Genomic DNA, 23,468 nt, shown 5'->3' with positions numbered 1-23,468 from the left:
GCCTATGTTCAATCGAGCGCGCGCCCAAAATTCCCAGCAAGTCGAGCAGCGCCGCTCGGCGTCGCGCTGGCTGGTTTCGCCGTCCGTCGCGGTGCTGTTGCTGTGGATGACGATCCCGCTCGCGATGACGATCTGGTATTCGTTCACGCGATACAACCTGCTGAACCCCGACCTCAAGGGTTTCGCCGGTATCGACAATTACAAGTACCTCGCCACCGATCCCTCGTTCGTGCCGTCGATCGTGCACACCATCGAGCTGATCGTGGCGGTGCTTCTCATCACGGTGATCGGCGGCGTGCTGATGGCCGTGCTGTTCGACCGCAAGTTCGTCGGCCAGGGCATCGCGCGTCTCTTCGCGATCGCGCCGTTCTTCGTCATGCCAACGGTCTCCGCGCTGATCTGGAAGAACATGATCCTGCATCCGGTGTATGGCCTCGTGGCCATCGCGATGCGCTCGATGGGCATGACGCCGATCGACTGGTTCGCCGACTATCCGCTCTTCGCGGTCATCATGATCGTTTCGTGGCAGTGGCTGCCGTTCGCGTTCCTCATTCTGTTCACGGCGATTCAATCGCTCGACCAGGAGCAGAAGGAAGCCGCGAAGATCGACGGCGCGGGCGCGATCTCGATGTTCTTCTACATCACGCTGCCGCACCTGCGACGCGCGATTGCCGTGGTCGTGATGATGGAGTCGATCTTCCTGCTGTCGATCTTCGCCGAGATCTACACGACCACGGGCGGCGGTCCCGGCAACGCGACCACCAACCTCACTTACCTGATCTACTCGATGGGCCTGCAGCAGTTCGACGTGGGTATCGCTTCCGCCGGCGGCATTCTCGCTGTCGTGCTCGCGAACATCGTGTCGTTCTTCCTCGTGCGCATGCTCGCGCGCAACCTCAAAGGGGAGTACGAAAAATGAGCCAAGTCACCGCAACGCATGCGCGCGCGCCCGAGTCGAAGCACGCGGTCAACCGGTCGTCGCCGTTGCAGTTCCTCGGCCGCGTGGTGCCGGGGCTGCTCGCGTGGCTGATTGCGATCGCGCTGTTCTTCCCGATCTTCTGGATGACGATCACTGCCTTCAAGACCGAGCAGCAGGCGTACATCCCGACGATCTTCTTCATGCCGACGCTCGACAGCTTCCGCGAGGTGTTCGCGCGCAGCAACTACTTCGCGTTCGCGTGGAATTCGGTGCTGATCTCGGCGGGCGTGACGGTCGTCTGCCTGATCCTCGCCGTGCCCGCCGCGTACGCGATGGCGTTCTTCCCGAACCATCGCACGCAGAAGGTGCTGCTGTGGATGCTCTCGACCAAGATGATGCCTTCCGTGGGCGTGCTGGTGCCGATCTACCTGCTGTGGAAGAACACCGGGCTGCTCGACACGGTGAGCGGACTCATCATCGTCTACACGCTCATCAATCTGCCGATTGCCGTGTGGATGGCGTACACGTACTTCAACGAGATTCCGCGCGACATTCTCGAAGCGGGCCGCATGGACGGCGCGGCCACGTGGCAGGAGATCGTCTATCTGCTCATGCCGATGGCGGTGCCGGGCCTCGCGTCCACGGCGCTCCTGCTCATCATCCTTTCGTGGAACGAAGCATTCTGGAGCATCAACCTGTCCAGCTCGAACGCGGCGCCGCTCACGGTGTTCATCGCCTCGTATTCGAGCCCTGAAGGTCTGTTCTGGGCGAAGCTCTCGGCCGCTTCGCTGCTCGCGGTGGCGCCGGTGCTGATCGTCGGCTGGCTCTCGCAGAAACAACTCGTGCGCGGTCTCACGTTCGGAGCGGTCAAGTAATGACGATCGATGCACGGACGAGGGAAGCGAAAGCGATCGAAGCGCTCATCTGCGACTGCGACGGCGTGCTGATCGACAGCGAAGCCGTGGCCGCCGCCGTGCTGGTGCGCGAACTCGAAGCGCGCTGGCCCGGCACGAACGTCGCGCCGGTCGTGATGCCGCTGCTCGGGCAACGCATCGAGCGCGTGCTGGCGGGCGCGGGCGAGGCGCTCGGGCGCACGCTCACGGCCGCCGACGTCGACGCGATCCGCCACGTGGCCGAAGCCGAAGCGCGCCAGGCGCCGCTCTTTCCCGGCGTGATCGCGGCGCTCGAAGGCGTCGCGCTCACGAAGGCCTGCGCGAGCAACAGCTACACCGAAGTGGTGCGCGAAGTGCTCGCGCGCAACGGGCTCGAACGCTTCTTCGGCGAGCGCGTGTATTGCGCCGATATCGTCGCGAAGCCGAAGCCCGCGCCCGACGTTTATCTCGCGGCGGCCCAGGGTCTGGGCGTCGCGCCCGGCGCCTGCCTCGTGGTCGAGGACAGCGTGACGGGCGTGAGCGCGGCGCGCGCGGCGGGCATGACGGTGCTGGGCTTCGTCGGCGGCACGCACGTGGGCGGCGAGGCGCATGCGCGCGAACTGCTCGAAGCGGGCGCGAGCGAGATTTTCGACGACATGACGACGCTGCCCGCACGCGTGGCGCAGTGGCTGCACAACACGGCGGTGGGCTCGCACTGAGCCCCTGCTTACGCGGATTCAACCGCAGTGACACGGCGGCGCGCACGATGCGCCGCCCGCACCGGAGACACATCATGGCAAGCGTGATCCTCAGAGACGTCCACAAGCGCTACGACGAAACCGAAGTGCTGCGCGACGTGAACCTCGATATCGGCGACGGCGAGTTCGTCGTGTTCGTCGGCCCCAGCGGTTGCGGCAAGACCACGCTCATGCGCATGATCGCGGGCCTCGAAGACATCAGCGGCGGCGATCTCACGATCGACGGCGCGCGCATGAACGACGTGCCGCCCGCCAAGCGCGGCATTGCCATGGTGTTCCAGTCGTACGCGCTCTATCCGCACATGACGCTGTACGACAACATGGCGTTCGGCCTGAAGCTCGCGGGCGCGAAGAAGCCCGAGATCGACGCGGCGGTGAAGAACGCCGCGAAGATCCTGCACATCGACCATCTGCTCGATCGCAAGCCCAAGCAGCTGTCGGGCGGCCAGCGTCAGCGCGTGGCCATCGGCCGCGCGATCACGCGCAAGCCCAAGGTGTTCCTGTTCGACGAACCGCTCTCGAACCTCGACGCCGCGCTGCGCGTGAAGATGCGCCTCGAATTCGCGCGCCTGCACGACGAGCTCAAGACCACGATGATCTACGTGACGCACGACCAGGTCGAAGCCATGACGCTCGCCGACAAGATCGTGGTGCTCTCAGCGGGCAACGTCGAACAGGTCGGCAGTCCGAACCGTTTGTATCACGCACCGGCGAACCGCTTCGTCGCGGGCTTCATCGGCTCGCCGAAGATGAACTTCCTCGACGGCACGGTCGCGCAGATCACGAGCGACGGCATTCTCGTGCGCTATCAGACCGGCGAAACGCAGATGGTGGCCGTGGAGCCGGGCGGCGCGCGCGAAGGCGACAGCGTGACCGTGGGGATTCGCCCCGAGCACCTGCACGTGGGCACGGAAGGCGTGAGCGCGAAGGCGATGACGGTCGAGTCGCTCGGCGACGCCGCCTATCTCTACGCCGAGTGCCCGGTCGCGCAGGACGGCCTGATCGCGCGCATTCCGCCGCTGGAAAAGCACGAACGCGGCGAGGCGCTGAAGGTTGGCGCGCCGGCCGATCACTGCCATCTGTTCAATGCGCAGGGGCTGGCGTTCGAGCGCCGCTTCGCGCAGGAACTGGCGGCTTGAATCGAAGGGTCGTTGCAGGAGGGCGCGCCGCCTTTCTCCCCTGTTGGCGGCGCGTCGAGCGTGTGTCGTACCGAGGTGGTAGTTGTCTGAGATATTGCGCCCGCTACGTGCGGGCGCTTTTTTTTGCCGGCGTGCCGTGCGTGCTGGGCGCGCCGTGATCGCGCCGCGTCGCGCGCGGGCGGGCGCGCGCGTTCAGCCTTCGAGCGCCGCGCGCGCGCACAACTCGTCGGTGACGAGTCCAGAGAGCCAGCCGCCGTTGAGCGCGGCGAGCACCGCGCGGCGCTTGCGTTCGCCGCCCGCGAAACCGATGGTCGGGCGCTTCGGCGGCGAGTCGAGATAGACGCTCGTCACGCGGCGGCCCGTGGCCGAATCCACGCGCTTGCCCGCCGCGTCGATCGGCAGACCGAGCATTTCGGCCACCGCGCCCTGTTGCATCAGCTCGCGCACTTCGCCGGAGGTGATGAAGCCGTCTTCGTGCAGCGGACAATGCTCGCCAATATTGCCGATACCGACGAACGCGACATCGGCCTCGCCCGAGAGCGACTCGACAATGCGATACAGCCGGTGATTGCACCATTGCGCGCGCTCGGCCTCGCTGTCGGCCATGAGCGGCGCGGGCAGCAGGAAATGCTTGCCGCCGGTTTTTTCGGAGATGTGCAGCGCGACGTCGTAGCGGTTCGAGGAGCCGTCCTGCGCGATCGCGCCCACCATCGACACGAGACGGTGCTGCGGCCGCTCCAGCTGCGCGATCTGGTCGACGGCGGCCTTGAGCGTACGGCCGCTGCTCACGGCCACCACCATCGGCCGTTCTTCGGCGAGGTAGCGCTCCATCACCTGGGCGCCCGCCACGGCCAGCTTGCGGTCGATTTCCTCGGGCGTGTCGTTGTCGACGGGCACGACTTCGCAGGCCGAAAGCCCGTAGCGCTTCGACAATTGATCCGCGAGCGCGAGACAGTCGGCGAGCCGATGATCGACGCGCACGCGAATCAGGTTCTTCTCGACCGCGAACGCGACGAGGCGCTGCGCGACCGGGCGCGACACCTGGAGCTTTTCGGCGATCTCGTTCTGGGTGTTGCCGGCCACGTAGTAGAGCCAGGCGGCGCGGGTCGCGAGATCGAGTTTTTCGGTGGACTTGGGCACGGTGTGAATCTGGGCTCGCGGGATGACGAAAGTGGGGCGTTCGCGGCGAAAGGCGCGTCAGACGAGGCGCTCGCGCGACGGCTCGAACAGCGGCCGCACATGCCGGTACAGCGCGCGGTAGGCGCCAAGGCGCTCGCGCAGCGCCGCATGACGCGCGGCGTTCGGCGTGTATTCGGCGACGATGGGCGGCTTGGTCAGCACGTCGGCAGCATGGCCGCCCGCCGCGAGCCAGCCGAGCCGCGCCGCGCCGAGCGCCGCGCCGGTTTCGCCGCCGCCGTGCTGGCGCGTGGGCGTGTCGAACGCGTCGGCGACCATTTGCGCCCAGTAGCCGCTGCGCGCGCCGCCGCCGAGCATCGAGAGCGCGCCGACTTCGGTGCCCGCGGCCGCGAGCGCGTCGAGGCCGTCGGTGAGCGCGAGCGTCACGCCTTCGAGCACGGCGTAGCCGAGCAGCGCGCGGTCGGTGGCGTGTGTCATGCCGAAGAACACGCCCTGCGCGTACGGGTCGTTGTGCGGCGTGCGCTCGCCCGAGAGATACGGCAGGAAGATCGGTGCTTCGCCGAGCGTGGCCGGCGCGAGTTGCTCGATTTCCGCGAGCAGCGTGGGCTCGTTCGTGCCCGTGAGCTTGCAGACCCAGCGCAGGCAGCTCGCCGCCGAGAGCACGACGCTCATCTGATGCCAGCGGTCGGGAATCGCGTGGCAGAACGCATGCACGGCCAAAGCGGGGTTCGGCCGGAAGCGGTCGCCGACCACGCACAGCACGCCCGACGTGCCGAGCGAGACGAAGCCGTCGCCGGGCTGCGTCGCGCCAATGCCGATCGCGCTCGTGGCGTTGTCGCCGCCGCCGGCCGCCACGATCACGTCGTCGCGCAAACCGAATTCGCGGGCGAGCGCGGGCAACAGCGTGCCCGAGGGCGCGCTGCCTTCGGCGAGCGAGGGCATTTGCGCGCGCGTCATGTTGCAGGCGTCGAGCAGCGCGTCGGACCAGTCGCGTTTGGCCACGTCGAGCCAGAGCGTGCCCGCCGCGTCGGACGGGTCGGAGACCTTGCCGCCCGTGAGTTGCAGGCGCAGATAGTCCTTCGGCAGCAGCACGCAGGCGGTCTGGCGGAACAGGTCGGGCTCGTGGCGCGCGACCCACAGGAGCTTGGGCGCGGTGAAGCCGGGCATGGCCAGATTGCCGGCGATACGGTGCAGCTGCGGCGCGCGCGCGGTCAATTCGGCGCATTCGTCGACGGCACGCATGTCGTTCCAGAGGATCGCGGGCCGCAGCACGCGGTCTTCGGCGTCGAGCAGCACCGCGCCGTGCATCTGGCCGGAGAGGCCGATACCGCGCACCTGCGCGAATTCATGCGGATGCGCGGCGCGCAGCGCGGCGAGCGCGCGGCGCGTGCCGTCCCACCAGTCGGCGGGATTCTGCTCGGCCCAGCGCGCGTGCGGACGCGACACGACGAAGGGCGTGCCGGCGGTGCCGATCACGCGGCCTTCGGGCGCGAGCAGCAGAACTTTCACTTCGGAGGTGCCGAGGTCGATGCCGAGATACATGAGCGCGCGGAAAAACGTGAGGAAGTTGGCGCTACTTTAGCCGCGCGCCGCCCGCGGCGCCATGCGCGCCGACCCCAAGGGCGCGCGCGGCGCGTGTAGCGTAAAAAAACAGGCGGAACGCGTCGAACCCGTCGAACGCTTCAAACGCCAAAGCCGCGCGAGGCGAGCCACGCGTCGACGCGCGCGAGCGCATCGCGAACGGCGGCGCCGAGCGTGGGGTTGTCGGCGAGACCGCCCCACAGCAGTTTGTCGGCGAGGAACACGGCGACCGGATCGGCGCTTTCGAACAGGCGATGCACGGCCGCTTCGTCCATCACGCCGTCCTGGTAGCGATACGGCAGCGTGCCCGTGTGCCAGCGTTCGAGAAAGCGCAGGAACAGCGCGGGCAGCACGGCCGTGGCGGCAGGCGTCGCGCCTTTGGCGATGCGCTGGGCGAGCGTGGGCGCGATGAAGCCGGGGATCTTCGAGAAGCCGTCGGCGGCCACGCGCTGGTTCGTGTCCTGGATATACGGATTGCTGAAGCGTTCGAGCACGACGTCGCGATACTTGTTCAGGTCGAGCGGACTCGGCGTGAGGCACGGAATCACGTCTTCGCTCACGTATTCGCGCGCGAAGCTGCGGATGTCGGGGTCGTTCGTGCCTTCGTGAATGTAGTCGAGGCCGATCAGCGTGCCCGCCCACGCAATGCAGCTGTGCGTGGCGTTGAGAATGCGGATCTTGGCTTCCTCGTACGGCATCACCGATTCGACGAGTTCCGCGCCCGCGCGCTCCCACGCCGGGCGGCCCGCGCAGAAGTGATCCTCGATCACCCACTGGATGAACGCCTCGCCCATCACCGGGCACTTGTCGTCGAAACCGGTCGCGGCTTTCACGCGCTCGGCCACGTCGGGCGTGGGCCGCGGGGTGATGCGGTCCACCATCGAGTCCGGGCAGGCCGTGTTGGCGTCGAACCAGTCGCGCAGTTCGGTCGCGCCGCGCAGCGCGAGGAACTCGCGCATGCCCGCGTGAAAGCGCTTGCCGTTGCTGCGCAGGTTGTCGCAGGTTTGCAGCGTGACGGGGCGGCCGCCGCGCGCCTTGCGCGCTTCCAGAATCGCGGCGAGCGCGCCGTAGATGGTGGTGCGGCCGCCCGCGAGGTCGGCGGCGAGGTCGGGATTGGCGGTGTCGAGGCGGTCGTGCTCGTCGAGGTAGTAGCCGCCTTCGGTCACCGTGAACGAGATGATCTTGCAGGCGTCGTCCGAGCCCGCTTCCACGAGGCCCGCGAGGTCCGCCGACCACGGCAGCACGCGCTGGATCGAGCGGATGGTTTCGTAGGCGCGCTCGCCTTGCGGCGTGACGGTTTCGAGCGTGTAGACGCCGTTTTGCGCGGCGAGCGCGTCGAGCACGGCGTTCATGTCGGAGCGGATATTGCCGACGGTGAGCGACCACGCGGGCTCGCCGGGCTGGCGCGCCTCGTTCACGCGTTGCAGATACCACGCCTGATGCGCGCGATGAAACGAGCCGGCGCCGATGTGCAGGATCACGTGTGCGCCGCTGCGGTCATTGTCCATGAGTGTCTCCGTTGTTCGCCGCGCCGCACGCCGACGCGCTGACGGCGTCGGGGCGCAGGACGGGCATCTGCCATGTCGATAAGGCTTTTTTCATGGCCGCACATTGCTGGCCCGCTACGGGAATCGTGGCGGCGGGCATGGGGCAACGGGCGGCTGAAGATCGAGCAAATGCTCGATTGATGAACGAATGATCGTATCGGGGCGGTCGAAAGTCAAGCGAAGGGCGCCGGGTTTCGGTGGCGCGCTGCGGTGAGATCGGTCGGCATGACAAGGCGAGCAAGCGCGCCGCAGGGGCGGGGCGCCATGCTGTGGCGCACAACGGCGCGCGGCGGATTATTCGTGCCGGGAAAAGGGCTGGCAGCGGGGATGGCAGCCCGGCATAACAACCAGGCGCAACAGCCGGCGGCGTGCGCCGCTTAGCCAGCCACCTGCGCCACGGCGTGGACCGCCTGCGCCGTCGCGTCGCCGGCGCAGCAATCGATCAGCACGCGCTCCGGCATCGCGCGCAGCCACGTGAGCTGGCGCTTGCACAACTGGCGCGTCGCGAACACGCCTTTGTCGCGCATGGTGTCGTAGTCGATCTCGCCGTCGAGGTATTCCCACGCTTGCCGATAGCCGACGCAGCGCATCGAGGGCAGGTCGGGCGTGAGGTCGCCGCGCGCGCGCAATGCCCTCACTTCGTCGAGAAAACCGTGCGCGAGCATCGTGTCGAAGCGCGCCGCGATGCGTGCGTGCAGCACCGCGCGATCCGACGGCTCGAGCGCGATCGGCACGAAACGGTAGCGGGCGGCGTCGTCCTCGCGCGTGGGCGGCGCGGCGAGCAGCACCGACATCGGCTGACCGGCCAGCAGGAAGATTTCGAGCGCGCGCTGGATGCGCTGCGAGTCGTTGGGCGCGAGGCGCGCGGCCGTGGGCGGATCGATCGCGGCGAGGCGCGCGTGCAGCGCGGGCCAGCCGTCGCGCGCGGCTTCGGCGTCGAGTTGCGCGCGCACCGCGGGGTCCGCGCCGGGCAGATCGTTGAGCCCCTGCGTGAGCGCCTTGTAGTAGAGCATCGTGCCGCCCACCAGCAGCGGCACGTTCCCGCGCGCGACGATCTCGTTCGTCACGCGCAGCGCGTCGGCGCGAAAGTTGGCGGCGGAGTAGGCGTCGGCGGGATCGACGATATCGATCAGGTGATGCACGACCGCCGCGCGTTCGGCCGCATCGGGCTTGGCCGTGCCGATATCCATCTCGCGATAGACGAGCGCCGAATCGACACTGACGATCTCGACCGTGCGCCCGCGCGCGGCCGCCTGCTCGGCATAGGCGAGCGCGGCCGCGGTCTTGCCCGAGGCCGTGGGGCCGAGCAGGCAGGCGACGCGCAGTGCCGCGCCGCCCGCTTCGGGTTGCGTTGCTGACGTCATTGACCGCGCATGAAAAGCCGATCGAGATCGGCGAGCGTGAGTTGGTACCACGTCGGGCGGCCGTGGTTGCACTGATCGGCGCGCTCGGTCGCTTCCATCTGGCGCAGCAGCGCGTTCATCTCGTCGAGCGTGAGGCGGCGGTTCGCGCGCACCGCGTGGTGGCACGCGAGCGTGCCGAGCATTTCGTGCTGACGCTCGGTGAGCACGCGCGAGCCGCCATAGGCGTGCAGGTCGGCGAGTACGGCGCGCGCGAGCGCCTGCAGGTCGGCGTCCTTGAGCAATGCGGGCACCGCGCGGATCGCGATGGAGGTGGGCGAGAGCACGGCGAGGTCGAAGCCGAGCGCTTCGAGCGTGGCCTTTTCTTCCTCGACGGTGCCGGTTTCCACGGGATCGGCCGGCATCGAGATCGGGATCAGCAAGGGCTGCACGGCGAGCGAACGTTCGGCGAGCGCGTGCTTGAACTGCTCGTAGAGAATGCGTTCGTGCGCGGCGTGCATGTCGACGATCACGAGGCCGCGCGCGTTCTGCGCGAGCACGTAGATGCCGTGCACCTGGCCGAGCGCGAAGCCGAGCGGATGATCGTCGTGCGCTTCGAGATGTTGCGGCGCGCGGGCGGTTTCCGTCGTGCCGGCGGCGTCTTCGGCTTGCAGCACCGTCGTGCCTTGCGGCGTGCCCGCGCCAATATCCTTGCGGCCGAACAGCGCGTCGTAGAGCGCGAGCGGCTGCGCGACGGGCAGATTGCCTTGCGTCATGCGCGACTGACGTTGCCACGTGTTGCCGCTGCTATTTCCACCGGCATGACCGGCGCCATGCGACATCGGCCCTGAACTGGCGCCGCCGAAGCTGCTCGCGACGCTCGCCGTGCCGAATTTGCCGTCGGCGCCGAAACCGCCCGGCGCGCGTGCGCTGCCGAAGTTCGCGGCGGCCGGCGACGCGCCCGAGGCGAGCCCGACCGAGCCGCCGAGCACGCCCGCGCCCGGAATCGCACGCGGCTCGATCAGCGCGGCGTGACCGCCGGAAGTGGTTTCCGGCGAGGCGCCCGCGTGACGCGCGAGCGCGCGCTGCACGGCGTGGAACACGAACTGGTGGATCGAGCGCGAGTCGCGGAAGCGCACTTCGATCTTCGAGGGATGCACGTTCACGTCCACCGCTTCGGGCGGCAGATCGAGGAACAGCACGTAGGACGGATAGCGGTCGCCGTGCAGCACGTCTTCGTAGGCGGCGCGCACCGCGTGCGTGAGCAGCTTGTCGCGCACGAAGCGGCCGTTCACGAAGAAGTACTGCTGGTCGGCGCGATTGCGGCTGGCCGTGGGCAGACCCGCGCAGCCGTACACGGCGAGCGGCCCGGCGCGCTCGTCGAGCGGCAGGTGCGCCGTGGCGAACACCTCGCCGAGGATCTTCGAAACGCGCGTGGACGGATCGCTCGCGTTCCAGTGCTCGACCGCGCGGCCGTTGTGCAGCACCGAGATCGCCACGTCCGGCCGCGCGAGCGCGCTGCGGCGGATCATTTCGAGGCAGTGGCCGAGTTCGGTCTGCTCGCTCTTGAGGAATTTGCGGCGCGCGGGCGTGTTGAAGTACAGCTCGCGCACTTCGATGGTGGTGCCCTGGCCGCCCGCGGCGGGCGAAATCGCGCCCGTGTTCGCGTCGATTTTCACGGCGTGCGCGGCGTCGGCGCTGCGGCTCGTGATCGACATGTCGGCGACCGAGGCGATCGACGCCAGCGCTTCGCCGCGAAACCCGAGCGTGGCGACGCTTTCGAGTTCGGCGAGCGAGCGGATCTTGCTGGTGGCGTGGCGCAGCAGCGCGAGCGGCAATTCGGCTTCGGGAATGCCGCAGCCGTCGTCGGCGATGGAAATGCGTTTGACGCCGCCTTCGTCGAGCAGGATGCGCAGCGTGGTCGCGCCCGCGTCCAGCGCGTTTTCGAGCAGTTCCTTGACGACCGAAGCGGGGCGCTCGACCACTTCGCCCGCGGCGATCTGGCTGATGAGCTGGTCGGGCAGCGCTTGGATCGCGCGCGCGGGCTGCGCGCCGCGGCCGCTGGCGTGACCGTCGTGATCGGTTGCGCCGCTGGGCGCGCTGGCGGCGGACGGCGTGGGCTCGCGGTCCGGGGCGGCGGCGTCGCTCGCGCCGGTGAGGTCGGGATTCGAAGACATGCGCAATTATAACGAGTTGGCGCGCCGGACTCGGGGCCCCGACCGGCTGCCACGTTGGTGTGACATGGCGCGCTTTGTGCGCCATTTTGAGAACGATTCGCGCATTTGACGGGAATTTTTCGTGACGCACGGGCACTTTCGGTATCATGGCGCGGTCAATCCGGCTTCTCGCCAATCACGCGGTGCACGCGCAGTTTCGACGCGCTCGAACGTGCGCTGCCCACGATCAAAAAGGGTCACTTTTGGATACGTTGCTGCAGTTCGTCAACCTTGTCTTGCACATCGACAAGTTTCTCGGCGTTTTCATCCACCAGTACGGTGCCTGGGTCTACGCGGTCCTGTTCCTGATCGTCTTTTGCGAAACGGGGCTCGTGGTGCTGCCGTTCCTGCCGGGCGACTCGCTGCTGTTCATCGGCGGCGCGTTCGCGGCCACGCACGAGATGAATCTCGGCCTGCTGCTCACTTTGCTGATCGTCGCGGCGATCACGGGCAACACGGTCAACTACCTGATTGGCCGCGCGATCGGCCCGAAGGTCTTCAATACGCGCATACGCGGGCTCGACCGTTTCCTCGACCGCGCCGCGCTCGAAAAGACCCACAACTTCTACGAACGCCACGGCGGCAAGACCATCGTGCTCGCGCGCTTCATTCCCGTCGTGCGCACGTTCGCCCCGTTCGTGGCCGGCGTTTCGCAAATGAGCATGCAGCGCTTCCAGCTCTTCAACATCGCGGGCGCGCTGTTCTGGGTGCTGCTGCTGGTGCTGCTCGGCTTCTTCTTCGGCAACATTCCGTTCATTCGCCAGTACCTGAACGTGATCGTGCTCGTTGGCATTGGCGCGGCCATCGTGCCGGTGCTGATCGGCGGCGTCTGGAAGATGCTGCGCAAGCCCGACGGCGGCGGTGTGCGCAAGCCCAACGGCGGCTGAGTACAGCGCCATCCGCATAAAAAACGGCATCGCCTGCGAGGGCGATGCCGTTTTGTTTTGCGCGATGGCGGGAGCGAGGCTCGCAGCTAGCCCGCCGCGCGGCGCACGAACGACGGCGTTTCGGGCGTCGGATAGCCCGCGCCCTTGAAGGTCTCGACGATCGCGCGGTTGGTGTCGAAGTAGACCTGCCAGTAGTTCGCGTTGCTCGCGTAAGGGCGCACCGCGAGCAGCGGGCCTTCGGGCGTGAACGAAAGAATCTCGACGTCGGGCGCGGGTTCCGGCGCGACGTTGGGAATGCGCGCGAGCGCCGCGCGCAGGCGCGTGGCCGCGTCGACGGGATCGACGCCGTTGGCGATCTTCGCGGTCAGCTCGACGCGGCGCACGGGTGTCGCGCTGTAATTCGAGATGGTGTCCGAGAAGATCTTGTTATTGCCGACGATGTTGACCACGTTGTCGGGCGAGATGATGGTCGTGCCGAAAATGCCGAGTTCCTTGACGGTGCCGGTCACGCCGCCCGCCGTCACGAAGTCGCCCACCTTGAACGGCCGCAGCACCTGCATGAACACGCCCGCCGCGAAGTGCGCGAGCAGGCCGCCCCACGCCGTGCCGATGGCGAGACCGAGGCCCGCGAGCAGCGCCGCGAACGAAGTGGTCTGCACGCCGAACACCTGCAGGATCGCGAGCACCAGCAGCAGGTTCAGCACGGCCGCGAGGATCGAGCCGAGGTAATGCGCGAGCGTGGGGTCGACGCGCTGGTTGCGCCCGAGTACCTTGCGCAGCAAACCGGCCAGCAGGCTGATCGCCCATCGGCCGATGATCCACAGCACGATCGCACCGACGATCTTGGTCCCGAAGTCGATGCCTCGGGTCATGATGAACACGCGTATGGTTTCCAGATCCACGATGCCCTCGCTTGAGTCGTTGGTTGAGCCTTAAAGACGTGCCACGAACTGGCGAATGACTGCGGTGAATGACTGCGGCGAACGAGCCTGGAAACACGCTTGCGAACGTGTTGGCGAAGCCCGGCGGATTGCGTGACGGGAAGTGCTGACGGAAGGCGCGCGACGCACCGGCCGCGTGCGTCTTCCTCGTGGATTTATAGGCGAAGCGGCGCGCGGGCGCAACGAACGTGCCCATGCGCGTGTCGAACGAGGCGGTTTCCCTGCGCGGTTCGCGCTATCGTGGCGCGAGCGCGCGTCGCACACGTATGCGAACGACCGTGGCAAATAGCAGTGGCAAAGGCGCGCGCGCCGCAATCCAGGAAAAGAGGACGCCCATGAATCTGCAGCACAACGATCTGCATCTCGTGACCGTGAAGCTCGACGAACTGCGCCCCACGCAGATCACGGTCGGCTATCGCGAAGTGAGCGCGAAGCGCGCGCACTGGAACACGCTCGACAAGAAGGGCCGCGCGGGCGCCATCGACACGCACTGGTTTCCCGCCGTGCTCGGCCCGAAGTCGCGCTACTACGTGGTCGATCATCACCATCTCGGGCGCGCGTGGCTCGAAGAAGGCGTGGCCAGCGTGCGCGTGACGGTGCTCAAGGATCTCTCGTGGCTCGAGCCCGAACTGTTCTGGCGGATGATGGAGCACAACCAGTGGGTGCATCCGTTCGACGCGTCGGGCGAGCGCTGCGACTTCGGCGCGTTGCCGAAGCAGTTGTCCGGTCTCGCCGACGACCCGTATCGCAGTCTCGCGGGCGAGTTGCGCACGGCGGGCGGTTACGCGAAGGACACCACGCCGTTCAGCGAATTCCTGTGGGCCGACTGGTTGCGCCGCAAGGTGTCGGAAGCGCACGTGCGCAAGGATTTCGACGCCGCGCTCGCCGACGCGCTCGCGCATGCGCACGATGCCGACGCGCGTTATCTGCCGGGCTGGTCGGGCGTGGTGCCGCAAGCGCCTGTAGCGCCGGCTGGGGTGGCTGCCGCGCCCGCTGCTCCCGCCAAAGACACGAAGGACGCCAAAGACGCGAAGCGCAAGAAAGCGTGATGCCGGCGTGGCGCGCGAGCGCCGGGGGCCCGGGCGGGCCTCACATCGGCAAGGTCGATTTGCTGTAAGGCGAGGTTTCGATTTCGACCGGGCCTTGCGCGGGCTGGCGAGGCTGACGCGTCTCGCGCTGCTTCAGGTAACGCGCCAGCATCAACGCGAGCAGCGCCGCAAGCACGTACGCCGAAGCGCGCTCGCCATAGGTCTCGCTGGGGTTGTGCATGCGCCACGGTCCGCCCGCATCGGCGAACACGAGGAAGGTGAGGGCCGTGTCGAAGGCGAGCGCGATCGTCATCAAGCCGAGAAAGATGCGCGTGCCGTGCGGCGTGAGATCGGGGCGCGCGCAACGAATCAGCCAGCAGGCCAGTTGCACGGCGCCGAGCAGGGCGAGATTCCAGAACAGAAAGCAGACGAAGTCGAGCATGATGCGGAGAAAGCGGGACGGGCGCTCGCGCTCGAGTCACAAGCTGCGCGCGATGCGCGTTGCGGCCCGCAAGCGCGAGTGGCGCGATCCTGGCATGTCCCCGCATCTCGATAAATGGCGCGCGACGCGGCGCGCCGCTCGCGTGCGCCGGGCATGGCCGTGCGCGCGAGACTCGGCGCGGCTCGCGCGGAGTTGTGAAGATTTGTCAGCCGCTAGGGCGGGTTGGGACCCGCGCAACGGCGTGTCGGAAATCTGTCGGCGCAAGTTTGCACGAGGCTTTCGAGGCGATCGTATGGGCGCGACACGCTCGCCCGGCGTGCCTCGTTGGCGCGTCCCGGTCAGCGTGTTTCAGCGCGCGTCCGGCAGCGGACTTTCGGGCGGCGTGCCGCGCGTGAGGTAGTGCGTGAGCCAAAGGCTGGCCGGACCGCGCACGGTGTCGGTGCGGTGGATCAGCGAAACGTTGTAGTTGACCGAGCGGCGGTCCGCGAGCGCGACGCGCACGAGCCGCCCGGCTTCGAGATCGGCTTCGACCAGGTGGAATGGCATGGAGCCCCAGCCCAGCCCCGCGAGCAGAAGCCGGTGCTTCGCGCCCAGATCGCCGAGCTTCCACGCGCGGTTGCTGTACACGCCGAAAGTCTGGCCTTCCGTGAGGCGGCTGCGGTCGGTGAGCACGAGCTGCGTGTGCTCGCGCGCGTCGGAAATGCGCACGGGCGCCTCGGCCTGCGCGAGCGGATGGCAGGGCGCCGCGACCAGCACGAGTTCGACCGTGCCGATCGACTGCGCCTCGATCACGTGCGGCCAGTTGTGGTTCGGGCCGCTGATGCCGAACGCGCACTCGCCGTCCATCACGAGCTTGAGCACGCCGCCGAGCGCTTCCATCGTCAGGTTGAGGACGACGGTCGGGAACGCCACCGCGAACGCCTGCAGCGCCTCCACGAGCCGCTGCGAGGGGAACATCACGTCGACGGCCACCGAGACTTCGCCCTCCAGCCCGCGCTGCAAACCGGCCGCCTTGGCGTTGAGCTGGCCCATCAGCAGGTCGAGCCGGCGCGCATCGGCGAGAATGGCACGGCCGGCCGCCGTGAGTTCGGGCTTGCGCTTGCCGCGCGCGAACAGCGCCACGCCGAGCAGCGCTTCCAGATTGGCGATGGTGTAGCTCACCACCGACTGCGCGCGGTCGAGCCTGAGCGCGGCGGCGGAAAAGCTGCCGGTTTCGGCCACGGCGATCAGCGCGCGCAACTGTTCGAGGCTGGGCGCACGGTCGGCGCGATCTTTGTCAGAATGGCGATCCATCAATGAACTATCGACAAAATGGATAAGAACGATCCATTCTAGACGATTGTTTGAATATGTTTGGCCGGTTAAAGTGCGTGTCCAACCTCCACAAAACCCTATGCCGATGAATCTTTCCGTCAAGCCGCCCAGCCGCTATAGCGGCGTCGCGATGCTGCTGCACTGGCTGGTCGCCACGCTGATCATCTGGGGCTTCGCGCTCGGCTGGGTGATGACCGACATTCACGGCATCACGCCCACGAAGCTGCGCTACTTCTCCTGGCATAAATGGATTGGCGTGACGGTGCTCGTGCTGGTGCTGCTGCGCCTCCTCTGGCGCGCGACCCACGCCGCGCCCGCGTTGCCGCGCTCGATGCACGGCTGGGAAAAGCTCGCCGCGCACGCGGGCCATCTGGTGCTGTACGTGCTGATGGTGGCGATTCCCGTCACGGGCTATCTGTATAGCTCGGCGGCCGGCATTCAGGTCGTGTATCTCGGCATCTGGCCGCTGCCCACGCTGATCGGCCCCGACACCGCGCTCAAGGGCGTGCTGCGCACCGTCCACGTGACGCTCAACTACACCTTGCTGGCCGTGGTCGTCCTGCACGTGCTGGCGGTCATCAAGCATCAGTTCATCGACCGGCAGAATCTCATCGCCCGCATGTTGCCGTTCGGCACGCCGCGCGACTGACGCCGCGCCTTTCGCGCGGCGCTCCGCCGCTTCCTCTTTCGACGCTCAACAGACTGAACGCCATGATCCAACGTTTCGCCCGTACCGTTTCCGCCGTCGCGCTCGGCGCGGCGCTCGCCGCCGGCGCGGTTTTCGCCAGCAGCGCCGATGCCGCCGACGCGAAGAATTCCGTCTCGGCCGTTTTCAAGCAGATGAACGTGCCCGTGGAAGGCCACTTCACCCGCTTCACCGCCGACGTGAAGTTCGATCCGGCCAACGTGGCCACGTCGAGCGCGAAGCTCGATGTCGATGTCGCGAGCTTCGATATCGGCGCGCCCGAATACAACAAGGAAGTCGCCGGCGACGAATGGTTCGACGCCGCGAAATTCCCGCATGCCACCTTCGTTTCTTCGCAGATCAAGGCGGGCGCGAACGGCGCGTACACGGTCGCGGGCAAGCTCACGATCAAGGGCAAGACCACCGACGTGGTCGTGCCGGTGCAGTACCACAAGGACGGCGCGAACCAGGTGTTCGACGGCACGCTGCCCATCAAGCGCCTGAACTACAACATCGGCACGGGCGACTGGAAAGACACGTCGATCGTTGCCGACGACGTGCAGATCAAGTTTCACATCGTGAACGCCGCGCATTGAGCGCGTTCGCGCACGACGTTCGTTTCGCATTCACGCCGTTATTTCCGAACCCAACAGAACCAACAGGAATCGTTTCATGAAGATCACGTCTTTCGCGGCCGCCGCCGCCGTTGCGCTCACCGCGGCCCTCGCCACGCCGGCTTTCGCGGCTGCCACGACCTATAACCTCGATCCGTCGCACACGTACCCGAGCTTCGAAGCCGACCACTTCGGCGGCGTTTCGGTGTGGCGCGGCAAGTTCACGAAGAGCAAGGGCGTGGTCACGCTCGACCGCGCCGCGAAGACGGGCACGGTCGACGTCACGATCGATGCCTCCTCGATCGACACGGGCAACGCGCTGCTCGACAAGCACGTGAGCGGCACCGAATTCCTCGACGCGGCCAAGTACCCGACGGCGACCTACAAGGGCACGTCGATCCGCTTCGACGGCGACACGCCCGTGGAAGTCGTCGGCGAATTCACGCTGCACGGCGTGACGAAGCCGCTGAACCTCAAGATCAACACGTTCAAGTGCTTCCAGAACCCGATGCTCAAGCGCGAAGTGTGCGGCGCCGACGCCTCGGCCGAATTCGATCGCGCCGACTACGGCGTGAACTGGGGCCAGTCGTACGGCTTCAAGACGCTGACGAAGCTGCAGATCCAGGTCGAAGGCGTGAAGGCCGACTAAGTCGCTTGAGTCGCGACGCGTTCGCTTCGGCGTGCGTGTTGCGCCGATCCGCGAGTTGGAGAAAAAGCCCGTGTGCCGAATGGCGCGCGGGCTTTTTTATTGGTCGGCGTGAAGCGATGTTGATCGTGAGGCGCGCGCGATCTGTGGCCACGTTGCGCCGATCTGCGCGAGAATGCGCCCGATCGAAACGACGAGGAGCGGGGACGATGGACCGTTGGCGAAAATGGGCGATGTGCGCGTGGATGGGCGCGCTGGGTGTGATGAGCGCGACGCAGGTAACGGCCGCGCTGGCGGTCGAGCCCGGCGACTATCTCTACACCGAAGGCGGGCACGCACACGGCTCGCTCGTCGTGAAGAAAGACAGCTTCACGATCGAGACGGTGGGCGGCAACTGTCACTCGTGCTCGATCTCGGGCGCGTTGAAGGGCAACACGGGCACGGCGGTCGACGGCAGCGACACCTGCCGTCTCTCGATCACGGGCGGCAAAGGCATGCTCAAGGTCGATTCCGGCGACAGCGAAGCGTGCCGCGCGTATTGCGGCGCCCGCGCGATGTTCGACGGGCAGTATCGGCAAGCGAGTCCCGCCTGCATGGACCGCACGCGCGCGAAGCGGCTTTCGCAGGCGCGAACCCTGTATGCGAAGAAGGATTACGCGGCGGCGGCGGCGGGGTTCACGTCGCTGCTCGGCGAATGCTCGACGGAGATGGACTGGATCGAAGCCGACAGCGTGCGCAGCGATCTCGCGCTCACGCAGTATCACCTCGGCGACAACGCGCAATGCCTCGCGACACTGGCGCAAACGATGGCGCTGCGCAACGGCGGCGACGACGCGCAGCCGGACGCGGACTTCGGTTTGCCGCCTTGCGACGCCGACAACTATCGCTCGACGGGCAAGGCGATCCTGCACAACGCGGCGCTCTGCCAGGCGCCGCGCGCGAAGTAACGGCGCAAGGGCGTGGCGGCGTGCGTTCAAGCCCGGGCTCGCACGCGGCTCCCGGCTCGCACGCGGTGCGAGACGCGCTCAGTGAATCGGCGTGGTGGTCGTGTGCAGGCTGCGCGGTGCGAGCGCCACCCCGACGACGTGCGAATGCCAGACGTTGCAGGTCGCGCGCACGGGCACCCACGCGTACTTGCCGCGAATCTTCGCGAAGGCGCGCAGGTGGATCAGCGAATCGATCGGCGAACTCGGCGTGTTGGCGTTCGCCGATGCAGGCGTGACGTTCGACTGCGCGGGTTCTTCGATGCGCGCGGACAGCGCGCGGCGGTCGGGCACGAGCAGCGAGTCGTAACGCTCCGCTTTGTGCACCCACTGATCGAGCGCGGCGACGCAATTGACGACGGCATCGGGAACGCGAATACGGCGCAGATACTCGTAGTCCTCGGCTTGCGGCTGCATTTGCGCCTGCACGCTGAGGCTTATCCAGAAAAGCGCGAGCAGGGCACACGCGAGAGTCATGAACTTCATGTGAATAGAGCGAGGAACAGCGAAATATCGGGGGAAAAACGGCGGAGAGGGAGAAGTATACACGGTGAAAGGTAGCTCACGTCGTGAGGCTTTCATCGGGGATGCCTATCAAGGCGAGAAAAGCCGCCTTGACCGAATCAACGCAGAGATACAAGCGCGGCGGCCAGGATTCAATCAGGCGGTTGCGCTGCGAAGTCACGACCACGCTTCGCGCGAATGAAGACGTTCGCGTTGCGGTCGAAAAGATAGCGTGGACTAGCCGTCAGTCTGGACGACACGAACTGGCGTTCGACGGACCCATGCGGCTTGGCCGAGGGCGAAATATCAAAAAATTCAAATCGCACTAAAGGCCCGCCAGCATGGCGACCGGGCGAGAGCACTACCGCGCGAACCTTGCCGATGATCAAATTGGCCTCGGCACACGATGCAAAGCGCATTGCTTGAAGCCGTTTCGAGGCGTTCTCTGATAGCGCGCCCCACGGAGTACTCCGACGATTGCCGGTTAGCGAAGGCGGGTCCGCTGTGACCGTGCCGGTCACCTACCGGCGGCTTCGTTACCTGCAAACGAACGGAGGGGCCGAATTGAGGCGATATCTGCTGAGGCTGGGCGATAAATCCACGGCGGGCGGTGTTGTGGTGGAAGGCGCGGAAAACTGCTCGCATCGCGGAATACCTGTCACGTTTATCGGGGCGAAGGTGTGGTGTGAAGCGTGCAAATCCGAGGGCTACATTAAGGCAGTCGGACCGCACCGCAACGCAACGATGCTTGGGAAGCAGCAGGCGCTGGACGACGATATCTGTATCTGCAAGTGTTCCCCGCCGCCCGTACTGCTCGCATCGCAAACAAGCGCTTCTCACAGATGGGATGACGAATGTGGGGATAGGGGCTATGCCGCGAGCCTGGCGGCGTCACAGGTCAAACAGCACGTCCCATACGACGAACAGTTCACGCTCACCGATAGAGACGGGCGCGCGCTAGCGAAGGTGCGCTATCGCGTCCGTGATGCATCAGGCGTAATCGCTGGCGGAACCACAGACGCCAACGGTCGCACACAACGCGTCAGGACAACATAAGGGCAAGCGTTACGACTCGATATCGCTCATTGAAAAGGAGGAACCATGTTCGAACGGCTTGTGGCAGACGGGGACCGCACGTCTACGGGCGGCGTTGTGTTTGGCGATAGTGATTTTTTTAACGAAGAAGGCAAGGCATACGCACGAAAGGAGAACAAAGCGACGTGCGGCAACTGTAAGGGCTTATGGGCGATATACGGCACTGCTGACAACTGGACCGATGTCGGTGAACCGTATGTGAAAGACGGGGATCGTGTGCTGTGTCCTTGTGGGAAAAATTTCGTCTCTGCCGCCTTTTCTTCTGATGCCTGGTACTCGGATGACAAAGGCAATGCAAAGGACTCCCCCGCGCCGCAAGCGCTTATCTATGACCAGCATTACACGCTGCGGGATAGCGATGGCCAACCAATCGCCAATCTGGCGTATCGAATGCAGATCGGGGGCGAAGTCGTTGCAAGCGGCGTGACTGACTCAGAGGGGCGCACCGTCCGTATCAGCACGGAAGCAGCGCGGCGGGTTGAACTCGAAATCAATGGGCGAAGCTGAATGAGCGGTTTTTCAAGTGAAAACAAATACGGTTTTAAAGCCAATGAAGAGGAAGAATGGGTTACGGTTCATTCCACTGCGGTCACAAATACGAATCCCGGTTCGATGGTATATGTCAATGTCAATACTGAAAGAATCTGTCAGAACATGTCCAACAAGGAATTCAGGGAGATTATTAATAGCATTCTCCAGCGTGCGATTCCGCTAGTTGATGTCCGCGTGCATGCCTTGACTTTATGGACGCCGGGCGAGCGCGCACGCGTACAGCGTTGGTTTGGACGCAATGATGAATCAGCGCACACGATTTTGCTAAACGGCATACCGCGTATCGCGGCCGTCCTGCGTAGCCTGAGTCCGGCTAACTTCGTTCGCACTGGAAGCGACCGCGACAGAGCGACGGGTTGCATGCCCAACCCAGCGGCTCCTGGCCAGGAGGCCGCACATGTTTGCGCGCCCGATACGGCAACGCATACTGTCAGCATTAGTCCGCTGTTTTGTACCATGAGGCATTGGTCGGACAACTCGGATTCGCGCGTATCGACTGTAATTCACGAAGTCACACACTTCCTGGACACAATGGCGACTCAAGACAACAAATATACGATTGCGTTTACGCTTCGAGATTGGGCGCAATCGAATTCTGATCTCGCACTAAATAACGCCGATAGCGTTGCTGGCTATATTGTCGAGGGTGACTAAATTGAAACGCATCGTTTTGTTTCTTTCTCTCGCACTCGCATTGCCGTGTGCATTCGCGTGTGCGGGATCGCCGCCGATTCCGGGGGTAACAAGAGATATAAATTTTGCATTTAATTCGAGTGAGATGAGTAACGCTGAGATTCTTTCACTCGCAAACTGGATTGTAGACACGCATAGTAAGCGGTCCGTTCTTGAAGGTGTTTCTATTACCGGCCTGGCCGACAAGCGCGAGCATAACCCGCAACTTATCGCGGAGGAGCGCGCCAACATCGTCAAGCGAACGTTGGACGTGCTAGGTGTGCGCGCGGCGAAATTTGAAGTTGTCGGCCACTTATATAGGGCCGCTGTGCCGAACGATAAATTTGAGCCAACAGGAACCAGAGCGGAATTAACGCTTATTCCGGAGTGTCCGGAATAGTAACGTCGAACCTGCGCGGGGAGGCGCAGCTGCCGACTTTTATTCGGTGTGACTAGTCAGCGTGGATAGCGGCGCTGGTCCGTTATACGAAGCAAATAAAAAGGGCTCAGCTTGCGCTGAGCCCTTTGTATCTTTGGTAGGCCGTACGGGATTCGAACCTGTGACCAACGGATTAAAAGTCCGCTGCTCTACCAGCTGAGCTAACGACCCGAAAGAAGCGGGATTATAGCGGGTATAGCGGGGCTGGTCAACTACCCGCACACGCGAGCGCCGCTTCGAACAAAAAACGCACGAAAGCACGGCCCCAAAAAGAAAGCGTGGCCCAAAAAGGACAAGGCCCGAAGCACACCGTGCTTCGGGCCCATCCTCATTTGCGAGAGGCGCGTTTCGCGGCGACATCGAACTGGCGCCGCGTCACGCCATACATCGTCCAGCAGCGCTTATTTGAGCTGTGTGAGCTTGGTCTGCGCCGTCTGGGCAACATCCGAACTGCCGTATTGCGCGACGATCTGCTCGAGCGTGTGCTTGGCCGCAGCCTTTTGCCCCTGCTCGATCTGATTGTTCGCAATGGCCAGCAACGCCTCCGGGGCGCGCGGATGCTGCGGGTAGTTCTTGACCACGTTCTGCCACGTTGCCGTCGAACCCTTGTAGTCCTTCAGCGCGTAGAGCGCGTTGCCGAGCCAGTACTGCGCGGTCGGCTGATACGGGCTCTGCGGGTACTTCGCGATAAAGCTGCGGAACGCCGTTGCCGCATTCTTGAAGTCGCCGCTGCGGAACTGCTGGGAAGCGGCATTGAACGCATCCGTTTCACCCGGCTGAACGGTGCCTTGCATGCCGTCCACGGTTTCCTGCTGCGGCTCGAACTTCTTGAGACGCGTGTCCAGGTCCGTGTAGTAGTCCTTCTGTTGCTTCTGCAGGGTCGCCAGCTGGTTCGCGAGATCCTCGTTCTGTCCGCGCAACGTCGCGACCTGCTGGTTGAGCTGGTCGATGTGGTTGGACTGATCGAGGATCGAGCGCTGGGCGGCGGACAACTGGTTCGACAGATTGTCCGTCTTCGCGCGCAGGTCGAGAATCGCCTGGCGCGCCTGATCGTCATCGAAGATACCTGCGTGAGCCGGCAGCGCCGCGAAGGCGACGCCAGCTACGCAGGCGGCTGCGGCGGCCCGCAGCGGGGAGAAACGGTGCGTCATACGCCC

General features: G+C 65.5%; 24 protein-coding genes, 1 tRNA gene and 1 pseudogene. 14 read left to right on the top strand and 12 right to left on the bottom strand.

What is annotated here, in order from left to right:
• Positions 1 to 4: 4 nt before the first annotated feature.
• The 4 genes from FAZ98_RS11105 to FAZ98_RS11090 all read left to right on the top strand — a co-directional run bounded on the left by FAZ98_RS11105 (position 5) and on the right by FAZ98_RS11090 (position 3,688).
• Positions 5 to 919, top strand: coding sequence for a carbohydrate ABC transporter permease (locus FAZ98_RS11105; RefSeq protein ID WP_233272711.1), 915 nt, complete (start codon positions 5 to 7; stop codon positions 917 to 919).
• Complete coding sequence (locus tag FAZ98_RS11100; protein ID WP_158951259.1) at positions 916 to 1,794, top strand: carbohydrate ABC transporter permease; 879 nt, start codon at positions 916 to 918, stop codon at positions 1,792 to 1,794. Before FAZ98_RS11105 ends, FAZ98_RS11100 begins: the two co-directional genes overlap by 4 nt.
• Positions 1,794 to 2,510: an HAD family hydrolase gene (locus FAZ98_RS11095; RefSeq protein WP_158951258.1), complete on the top strand. Its 717-nt coding sequence runs from the start codon at positions 1,794 to 1,796 to the stop codon at positions 2,508 to 2,510. The genes FAZ98_RS11100 and FAZ98_RS11095 overlap by 1 nt, the downstream gene beginning before the upstream one ends.
• A gap of 74 nt (positions 2,511 to 2,584) precedes the next feature.
• Positions 2,585 to 3,688 (top strand): ABC transporter ATP-binding protein, encoded by a 1,104-nt coding sequence (locus FAZ98_RS11090; protein ID WP_158951257.1) that lies wholly within the window; start codon positions 2,585 to 2,587, stop codon positions 3,686 to 3,688.
• A gap of 192 nt (positions 3,689 to 3,880) precedes the next feature.
• On the opposite strand, the gene FAZ98_RS11085 is transcribed toward FAZ98_RS11090, so the two are convergent.
• The 5 genes from FAZ98_RS11085 to mutL all read right to left on the bottom strand — a co-directional run bounded on the left by FAZ98_RS11085 (position 3,881) and on the right by mutL (position 11,470).
• A complete protein-coding gene (locus tag FAZ98_RS11085; protein WP_158951256.1) occupies positions 3,881 to 4,828 on the bottom strand; it encodes a sugar-binding transcriptional regulator in 948 nt (315 codons plus the stop codon).
• A 57-nt stretch (positions 4,829 to 4,885) separates the two neighbouring features.
• On the bottom strand, positions 4,886 to 6,367 hold the full coding sequence (gene xylB, locus FAZ98_RS11080) for a xylulokinase (protein ID WP_158951255.1): 1,482 nt from the start codon (positions 6,365 to 6,367) through the stop codon (positions 4,886 to 4,888).
• A 140-nt stretch (positions 6,368 to 6,507) separates the two neighbouring features.
• Complete coding sequence (gene dalD / locus FAZ98_RS11075) at positions 6,508 to 7,914, bottom strand: D-arabinitol 4-dehydrogenase (protein WP_158951254.1); 1,407 nt, start codon at positions 7,912 to 7,914, stop codon at positions 6,508 to 6,510.
• Between the two features lie 416 nt (positions 7,915 to 8,330).
• Entirely contained in the window at positions 8,331 to 9,317 is a 987-nt protein-coding gene (gene miaA, locus FAZ98_RS11070; RefSeq protein WP_158951253.1) for a tRNA (adenosine(37)-N6)-dimethylallyltransferase MiaA, read from the bottom strand.
• On the bottom strand, positions 9,314 to 11,470 hold the full coding sequence (mutL, locus tag FAZ98_RS11065) for a DNA mismatch repair endonuclease MutL (protein ID WP_158951252.1): 2,157 nt from the start codon (positions 11,468 to 11,470) through the stop codon (positions 9,314 to 9,316). Before mutL ends, miaA begins: the two co-directional genes overlap by 4 nt.
• A gap of 242 nt (positions 11,471 to 11,712) precedes the next feature.
• Between mutL and FAZ98_RS11060 the strand changes: the two genes are divergently transcribed.
• The gene (locus FAZ98_RS11060) at positions 11,713 to 12,396 is read left to right on the top strand and encodes a DedA family protein (protein WP_158951251.1); all 684 of its coding nucleotides are present in this window, start codon (positions 11,713 to 11,715) and stop codon (positions 12,394 to 12,396) included.
• An 86-nt stretch (positions 12,397 to 12,482) separates the two neighbouring features.
• On the opposite strand, the gene FAZ98_RS11055 is transcribed toward FAZ98_RS11060, so the two are convergent.
• Entirely contained in the window at positions 12,483 to 13,298 is an 816-nt protein-coding gene (locus FAZ98_RS11055; protein ID WP_158951250.1) for a mechanosensitive ion channel family protein, read from the bottom strand.
• A 374-nt stretch (positions 13,299 to 13,672) separates the two neighbouring features.
• On the opposite strand from FAZ98_RS11055, the pseudogene FAZ98_RS11050 reads away from it, so the two are divergent.
• Positions 13,673 to 14,287: pseudogene (locus FAZ98_RS11050) on the top strand (ParB-like protein); the annotation flags it as partial.
• 139 nt (positions 14,288 to 14,426) lie between these two features.
• Here FAZ98_RS11050 and FAZ98_RS11045 read toward each other — a convergent pair.
• On the bottom strand, positions 14,427 to 14,807 hold the full coding sequence (locus FAZ98_RS11045; RefSeq protein WP_158951248.1) for a hypothetical protein: 381 nt from the start codon (positions 14,805 to 14,807) through the stop codon (positions 14,427 to 14,429).
• 348 nt (positions 14,808 to 15,155) lie between these two features.
• Positions 15,156 to 16,100, bottom strand: a complete 945-nt coding sequence (locus tag FAZ98_RS11040; protein ID WP_158951247.1) for a LysR family transcriptional regulator — start codon at positions 16,098 to 16,100, stop codon at positions 15,156 to 15,158.
• Positions 16,101 to 16,206: 106 nt separating this feature from the next.
• Between FAZ98_RS11040 and FAZ98_RS11035 the strand changes: the two genes are divergently transcribed.
• The 4 genes from FAZ98_RS11035 (at position 16,207) to FAZ98_RS11020 (ending at position 19,013) form a co-directional block, all read left to right on the top strand.
• A complete protein-coding gene (locus FAZ98_RS11035; RefSeq protein WP_199272266.1) occupies positions 16,207 to 16,770 on the top strand; it encodes a cytochrome b in 564 nt (187 codons plus the stop codon).
• A gap of 62 nt (positions 16,771 to 16,832) precedes the next feature.
• On the top strand, positions 16,833 to 17,402 hold the full coding sequence (locus tag FAZ98_RS11030) for a YceI family protein (RefSeq protein ID WP_158951245.1): 570 nt from the start codon (positions 16,833 to 16,835) through the stop codon (positions 17,400 to 17,402).
• Between the two features lie 76 nt (positions 17,403 to 17,478).
• Positions 17,479 to 18,069 (top strand): YceI family protein, encoded by a 591-nt coding sequence (locus FAZ98_RS11025; RefSeq protein ID WP_158951244.1) that lies wholly within the window; start codon positions 17,479 to 17,481, stop codon positions 18,067 to 18,069.
• Between the two features lie 206 nt (positions 18,070 to 18,275).
• On the top strand, positions 18,276 to 19,013 hold the full coding sequence (locus FAZ98_RS11020) for a hypothetical protein (protein ID WP_233272604.1): 738 nt from the start codon (positions 18,276 to 18,278) through the stop codon (positions 19,011 to 19,013).
• 78 nt (positions 19,014 to 19,091) lie between these two features.
• On the opposite strand, the gene FAZ98_RS11015 is transcribed toward FAZ98_RS11020, so the two are convergent.
• Complete coding sequence (locus FAZ98_RS11015) at positions 19,092 to 19,535, bottom strand: BspC domain-containing protein (RefSeq protein ID WP_158951243.1); 444 nt, start codon at positions 19,533 to 19,535, stop codon at positions 19,092 to 19,094.
• Positions 19,536 to 19,705: 170 nt separating this feature from the next.
• Positions 19,706 to 19,972: a hypothetical protein gene (locus FAZ98_RS11010; protein WP_158951242.1), complete on the bottom strand. Its 267-nt coding sequence runs from the start codon at positions 19,970 to 19,972 to the stop codon at positions 19,706 to 19,708.
• Positions 19,973 to 20,057: 85 nt separating this feature from the next.
• Between FAZ98_RS11010 and FAZ98_RS11005 the strand changes: the two genes are divergently transcribed.
• From FAZ98_RS11005 to FAZ98_RS10990, 4 genes are read left to right on the top strand one after another with little or no spacing between them, the layout of a single operon-like run.
• Entirely contained in the window at positions 20,058 to 20,609 is a 552-nt protein-coding gene (locus tag FAZ98_RS11005) for a PAAR domain-containing protein (RefSeq protein ID WP_233272603.1), read from the top strand.
• A 45-nt stretch (positions 20,610 to 20,654) separates the two neighbouring features.
• Complete coding sequence (locus FAZ98_RS11000; RefSeq protein ID WP_158951241.1) at positions 20,655 to 21,155, top strand: PAAR domain-containing protein; 501 nt, start codon at positions 20,655 to 20,657, stop codon at positions 21,153 to 21,155.
• Positions 21,156 to 21,854 carry a M35 family metallo-endopeptidase gene (locus tag FAZ98_RS10995; protein WP_158951240.1) on the top strand — a complete coding sequence of 233 codons (699 nt, stop codon included), beginning with the start codon at positions 21,156 to 21,158 and terminating at the stop codon, positions 21,852 to 21,854.
• A gap of 1 nt (position 21,855) precedes the next feature.
• Positions 21,856 to 22,272, top strand: coding sequence for an OmpA family protein (locus FAZ98_RS10990; RefSeq protein ID WP_158951239.1), 417 nt, complete (start codon positions 21,856 to 21,858; stop codon positions 22,270 to 22,272).
• A gap of 134 nt (positions 22,273 to 22,406) precedes the next feature.
• On the opposite strand, the gene FAZ98_RS10985 is transcribed toward FAZ98_RS10990, so the two are convergent.
• Both FAZ98_RS10985 and ybgF read right to left on the bottom strand, forming a co-directional pair.
• Positions 22,407 to 22,482, bottom strand: a tRNA-Lys gene (locus FAZ98_RS10985).
• A 230-nt stretch (positions 22,483 to 22,712) separates the two neighbouring features.
• The gene (gene ybgF / locus FAZ98_RS10980; RefSeq protein ID WP_158951238.1) at positions 22,713 to 23,462 is read right to left on the bottom strand and encodes a tol-pal system protein YbgF; all 750 of its coding nucleotides are present in this window, start codon (positions 23,460 to 23,462) and stop codon (positions 22,713 to 22,715) included.
• Positions 23,463 to 23,468 lie beyond the last annotated feature (6 nt).

This window comes from Paraburkholderia acidisoli (assembly GCF_009789675.1).
Classification (GTDB): Bacteria; Pseudomonadota; Gammaproteobacteria; order Burkholderiales; family Burkholderiaceae; genus Paraburkholderia; species Paraburkholderia acidisoli.
Note: the sequence above shows the minus strand (reverse complement) of the source record. Positions and strands in the feature narration are given on the sequence as shown.

Excerpts from the sequence above, each read along its gene's own strand:
- FAZ98_RS11105 (WP_233272711.1), top strand. The coding sequence starts at position 5 with ATGTTCAATCGAGCGCGCGCCCAAAATTCCCAGCAAGTCGAGCAGCGC.
- FAZ98_RS11100 (WP_158951259.1), top strand. The coding sequence starts at position 916 with ATGAGCCAAGTCACCGCAACGCATGCGCGCGCGCCCGAGTCGAAGCAC.
- FAZ98_RS11095 (WP_158951258.1), top strand. The coding sequence starts at position 1,794 with ATGACGATCGATGCACGGACGAGGGAAGCGAAAGCGATCGAAGCGCTC.
- FAZ98_RS11090 (WP_158951257.1), top strand. The coding sequence starts at position 2,585 with ATGGCAAGCGTGATCCTCAGAGACGTCCACAAGCGCTACGACGAAACC.
- xylB (WP_158951255.1), bottom strand. The coding sequence starts at position 6,367 with ATGTATCTCGGCATCGACCTCGGCACCTCCGAAGTGAAAGTTCTGCTG.
- dalD (WP_158951254.1), bottom strand. The coding sequence starts at position 7,914 with ATGGACAATGACCGCAGCGGCGCACACGTGATCCTGCACATCGGCGCC.
- miaA (WP_158951253.1), bottom strand. The coding sequence starts at position 9,317 with ATGACGTCAGCAACGCAACCCGAAGCGGGCGGCGCGGCACTGCGCGTC.
- mutL (WP_158951252.1), bottom strand. The coding sequence starts at position 11,470 with ATGTCTTCGAATCCCGACCTCACCGGCGCGAGCGACGCCGCCGCCCCG.
- FAZ98_RS11045 (WP_158951248.1), bottom strand. The coding sequence starts at position 14,807 with ATGCTCGACTTCGTCTGCTTTCTGTTCTGGAATCTCGCCCTGCTCGGC.
- FAZ98_RS11040 (WP_158951247.1), bottom strand. The coding sequence starts at position 16,100 with ATGGATCGCCATTCTGACAAAGATCGCGCCGACCGTGCGCCCAGCCTC.
- FAZ98_RS11035 (WP_199272266.1), top strand. The coding sequence starts at position 16,207 with ATGAATCTTTCCGTCAAGCCGCCCAGCCGCTATAGCGGCGTCGCGATG.
- FAZ98_RS11030 (WP_158951245.1), top strand. The coding sequence starts at position 16,833 with ATGATCCAACGTTTCGCCCGTACCGTTTCCGCCGTCGCGCTCGGCGCG.
- FAZ98_RS11025 (WP_158951244.1), top strand. The coding sequence starts at position 17,479 with ATGAAGATCACGTCTTTCGCGGCCGCCGCCGCCGTTGCGCTCACCGCG.
- FAZ98_RS11020 (WP_233272604.1), top strand. The coding sequence starts at position 18,276 with ATGGACCGTTGGCGAAAATGGGCGATGTGCGCGTGGATGGGCGCGCTG.
- FAZ98_RS11015 (WP_158951243.1), bottom strand. The coding sequence starts at position 19,535 with ATGAAGTTCATGACTCTCGCGTGTGCCCTGCTCGCGCTTTTCTGGATA.
- FAZ98_RS11010 (WP_158951242.1), bottom strand. The coding sequence starts at position 19,972 with ATGCGCTTTGCATCGTGTGCCGAGGCCAATTTGATCATCGGCAAGGTT.
- FAZ98_RS11000 (WP_158951241.1), top strand. The coding sequence starts at position 20,655 with ATGTTCGAACGGCTTGTGGCAGACGGGGACCGCACGTCTACGGGCGGC.
- FAZ98_RS10995 (WP_158951240.1), top strand. The coding sequence starts at position 21,156 with ATGAGCGGTTTTTCAAGTGAAAACAAATACGGTTTTAAAGCCAATGAA.
- ybgF (WP_158951238.1), bottom strand. The coding sequence starts at position 23,462 with ATGACGCACCGTTTCTCCCCGCTGCGGGCCGCCGCAGCCGCCTGCGTA.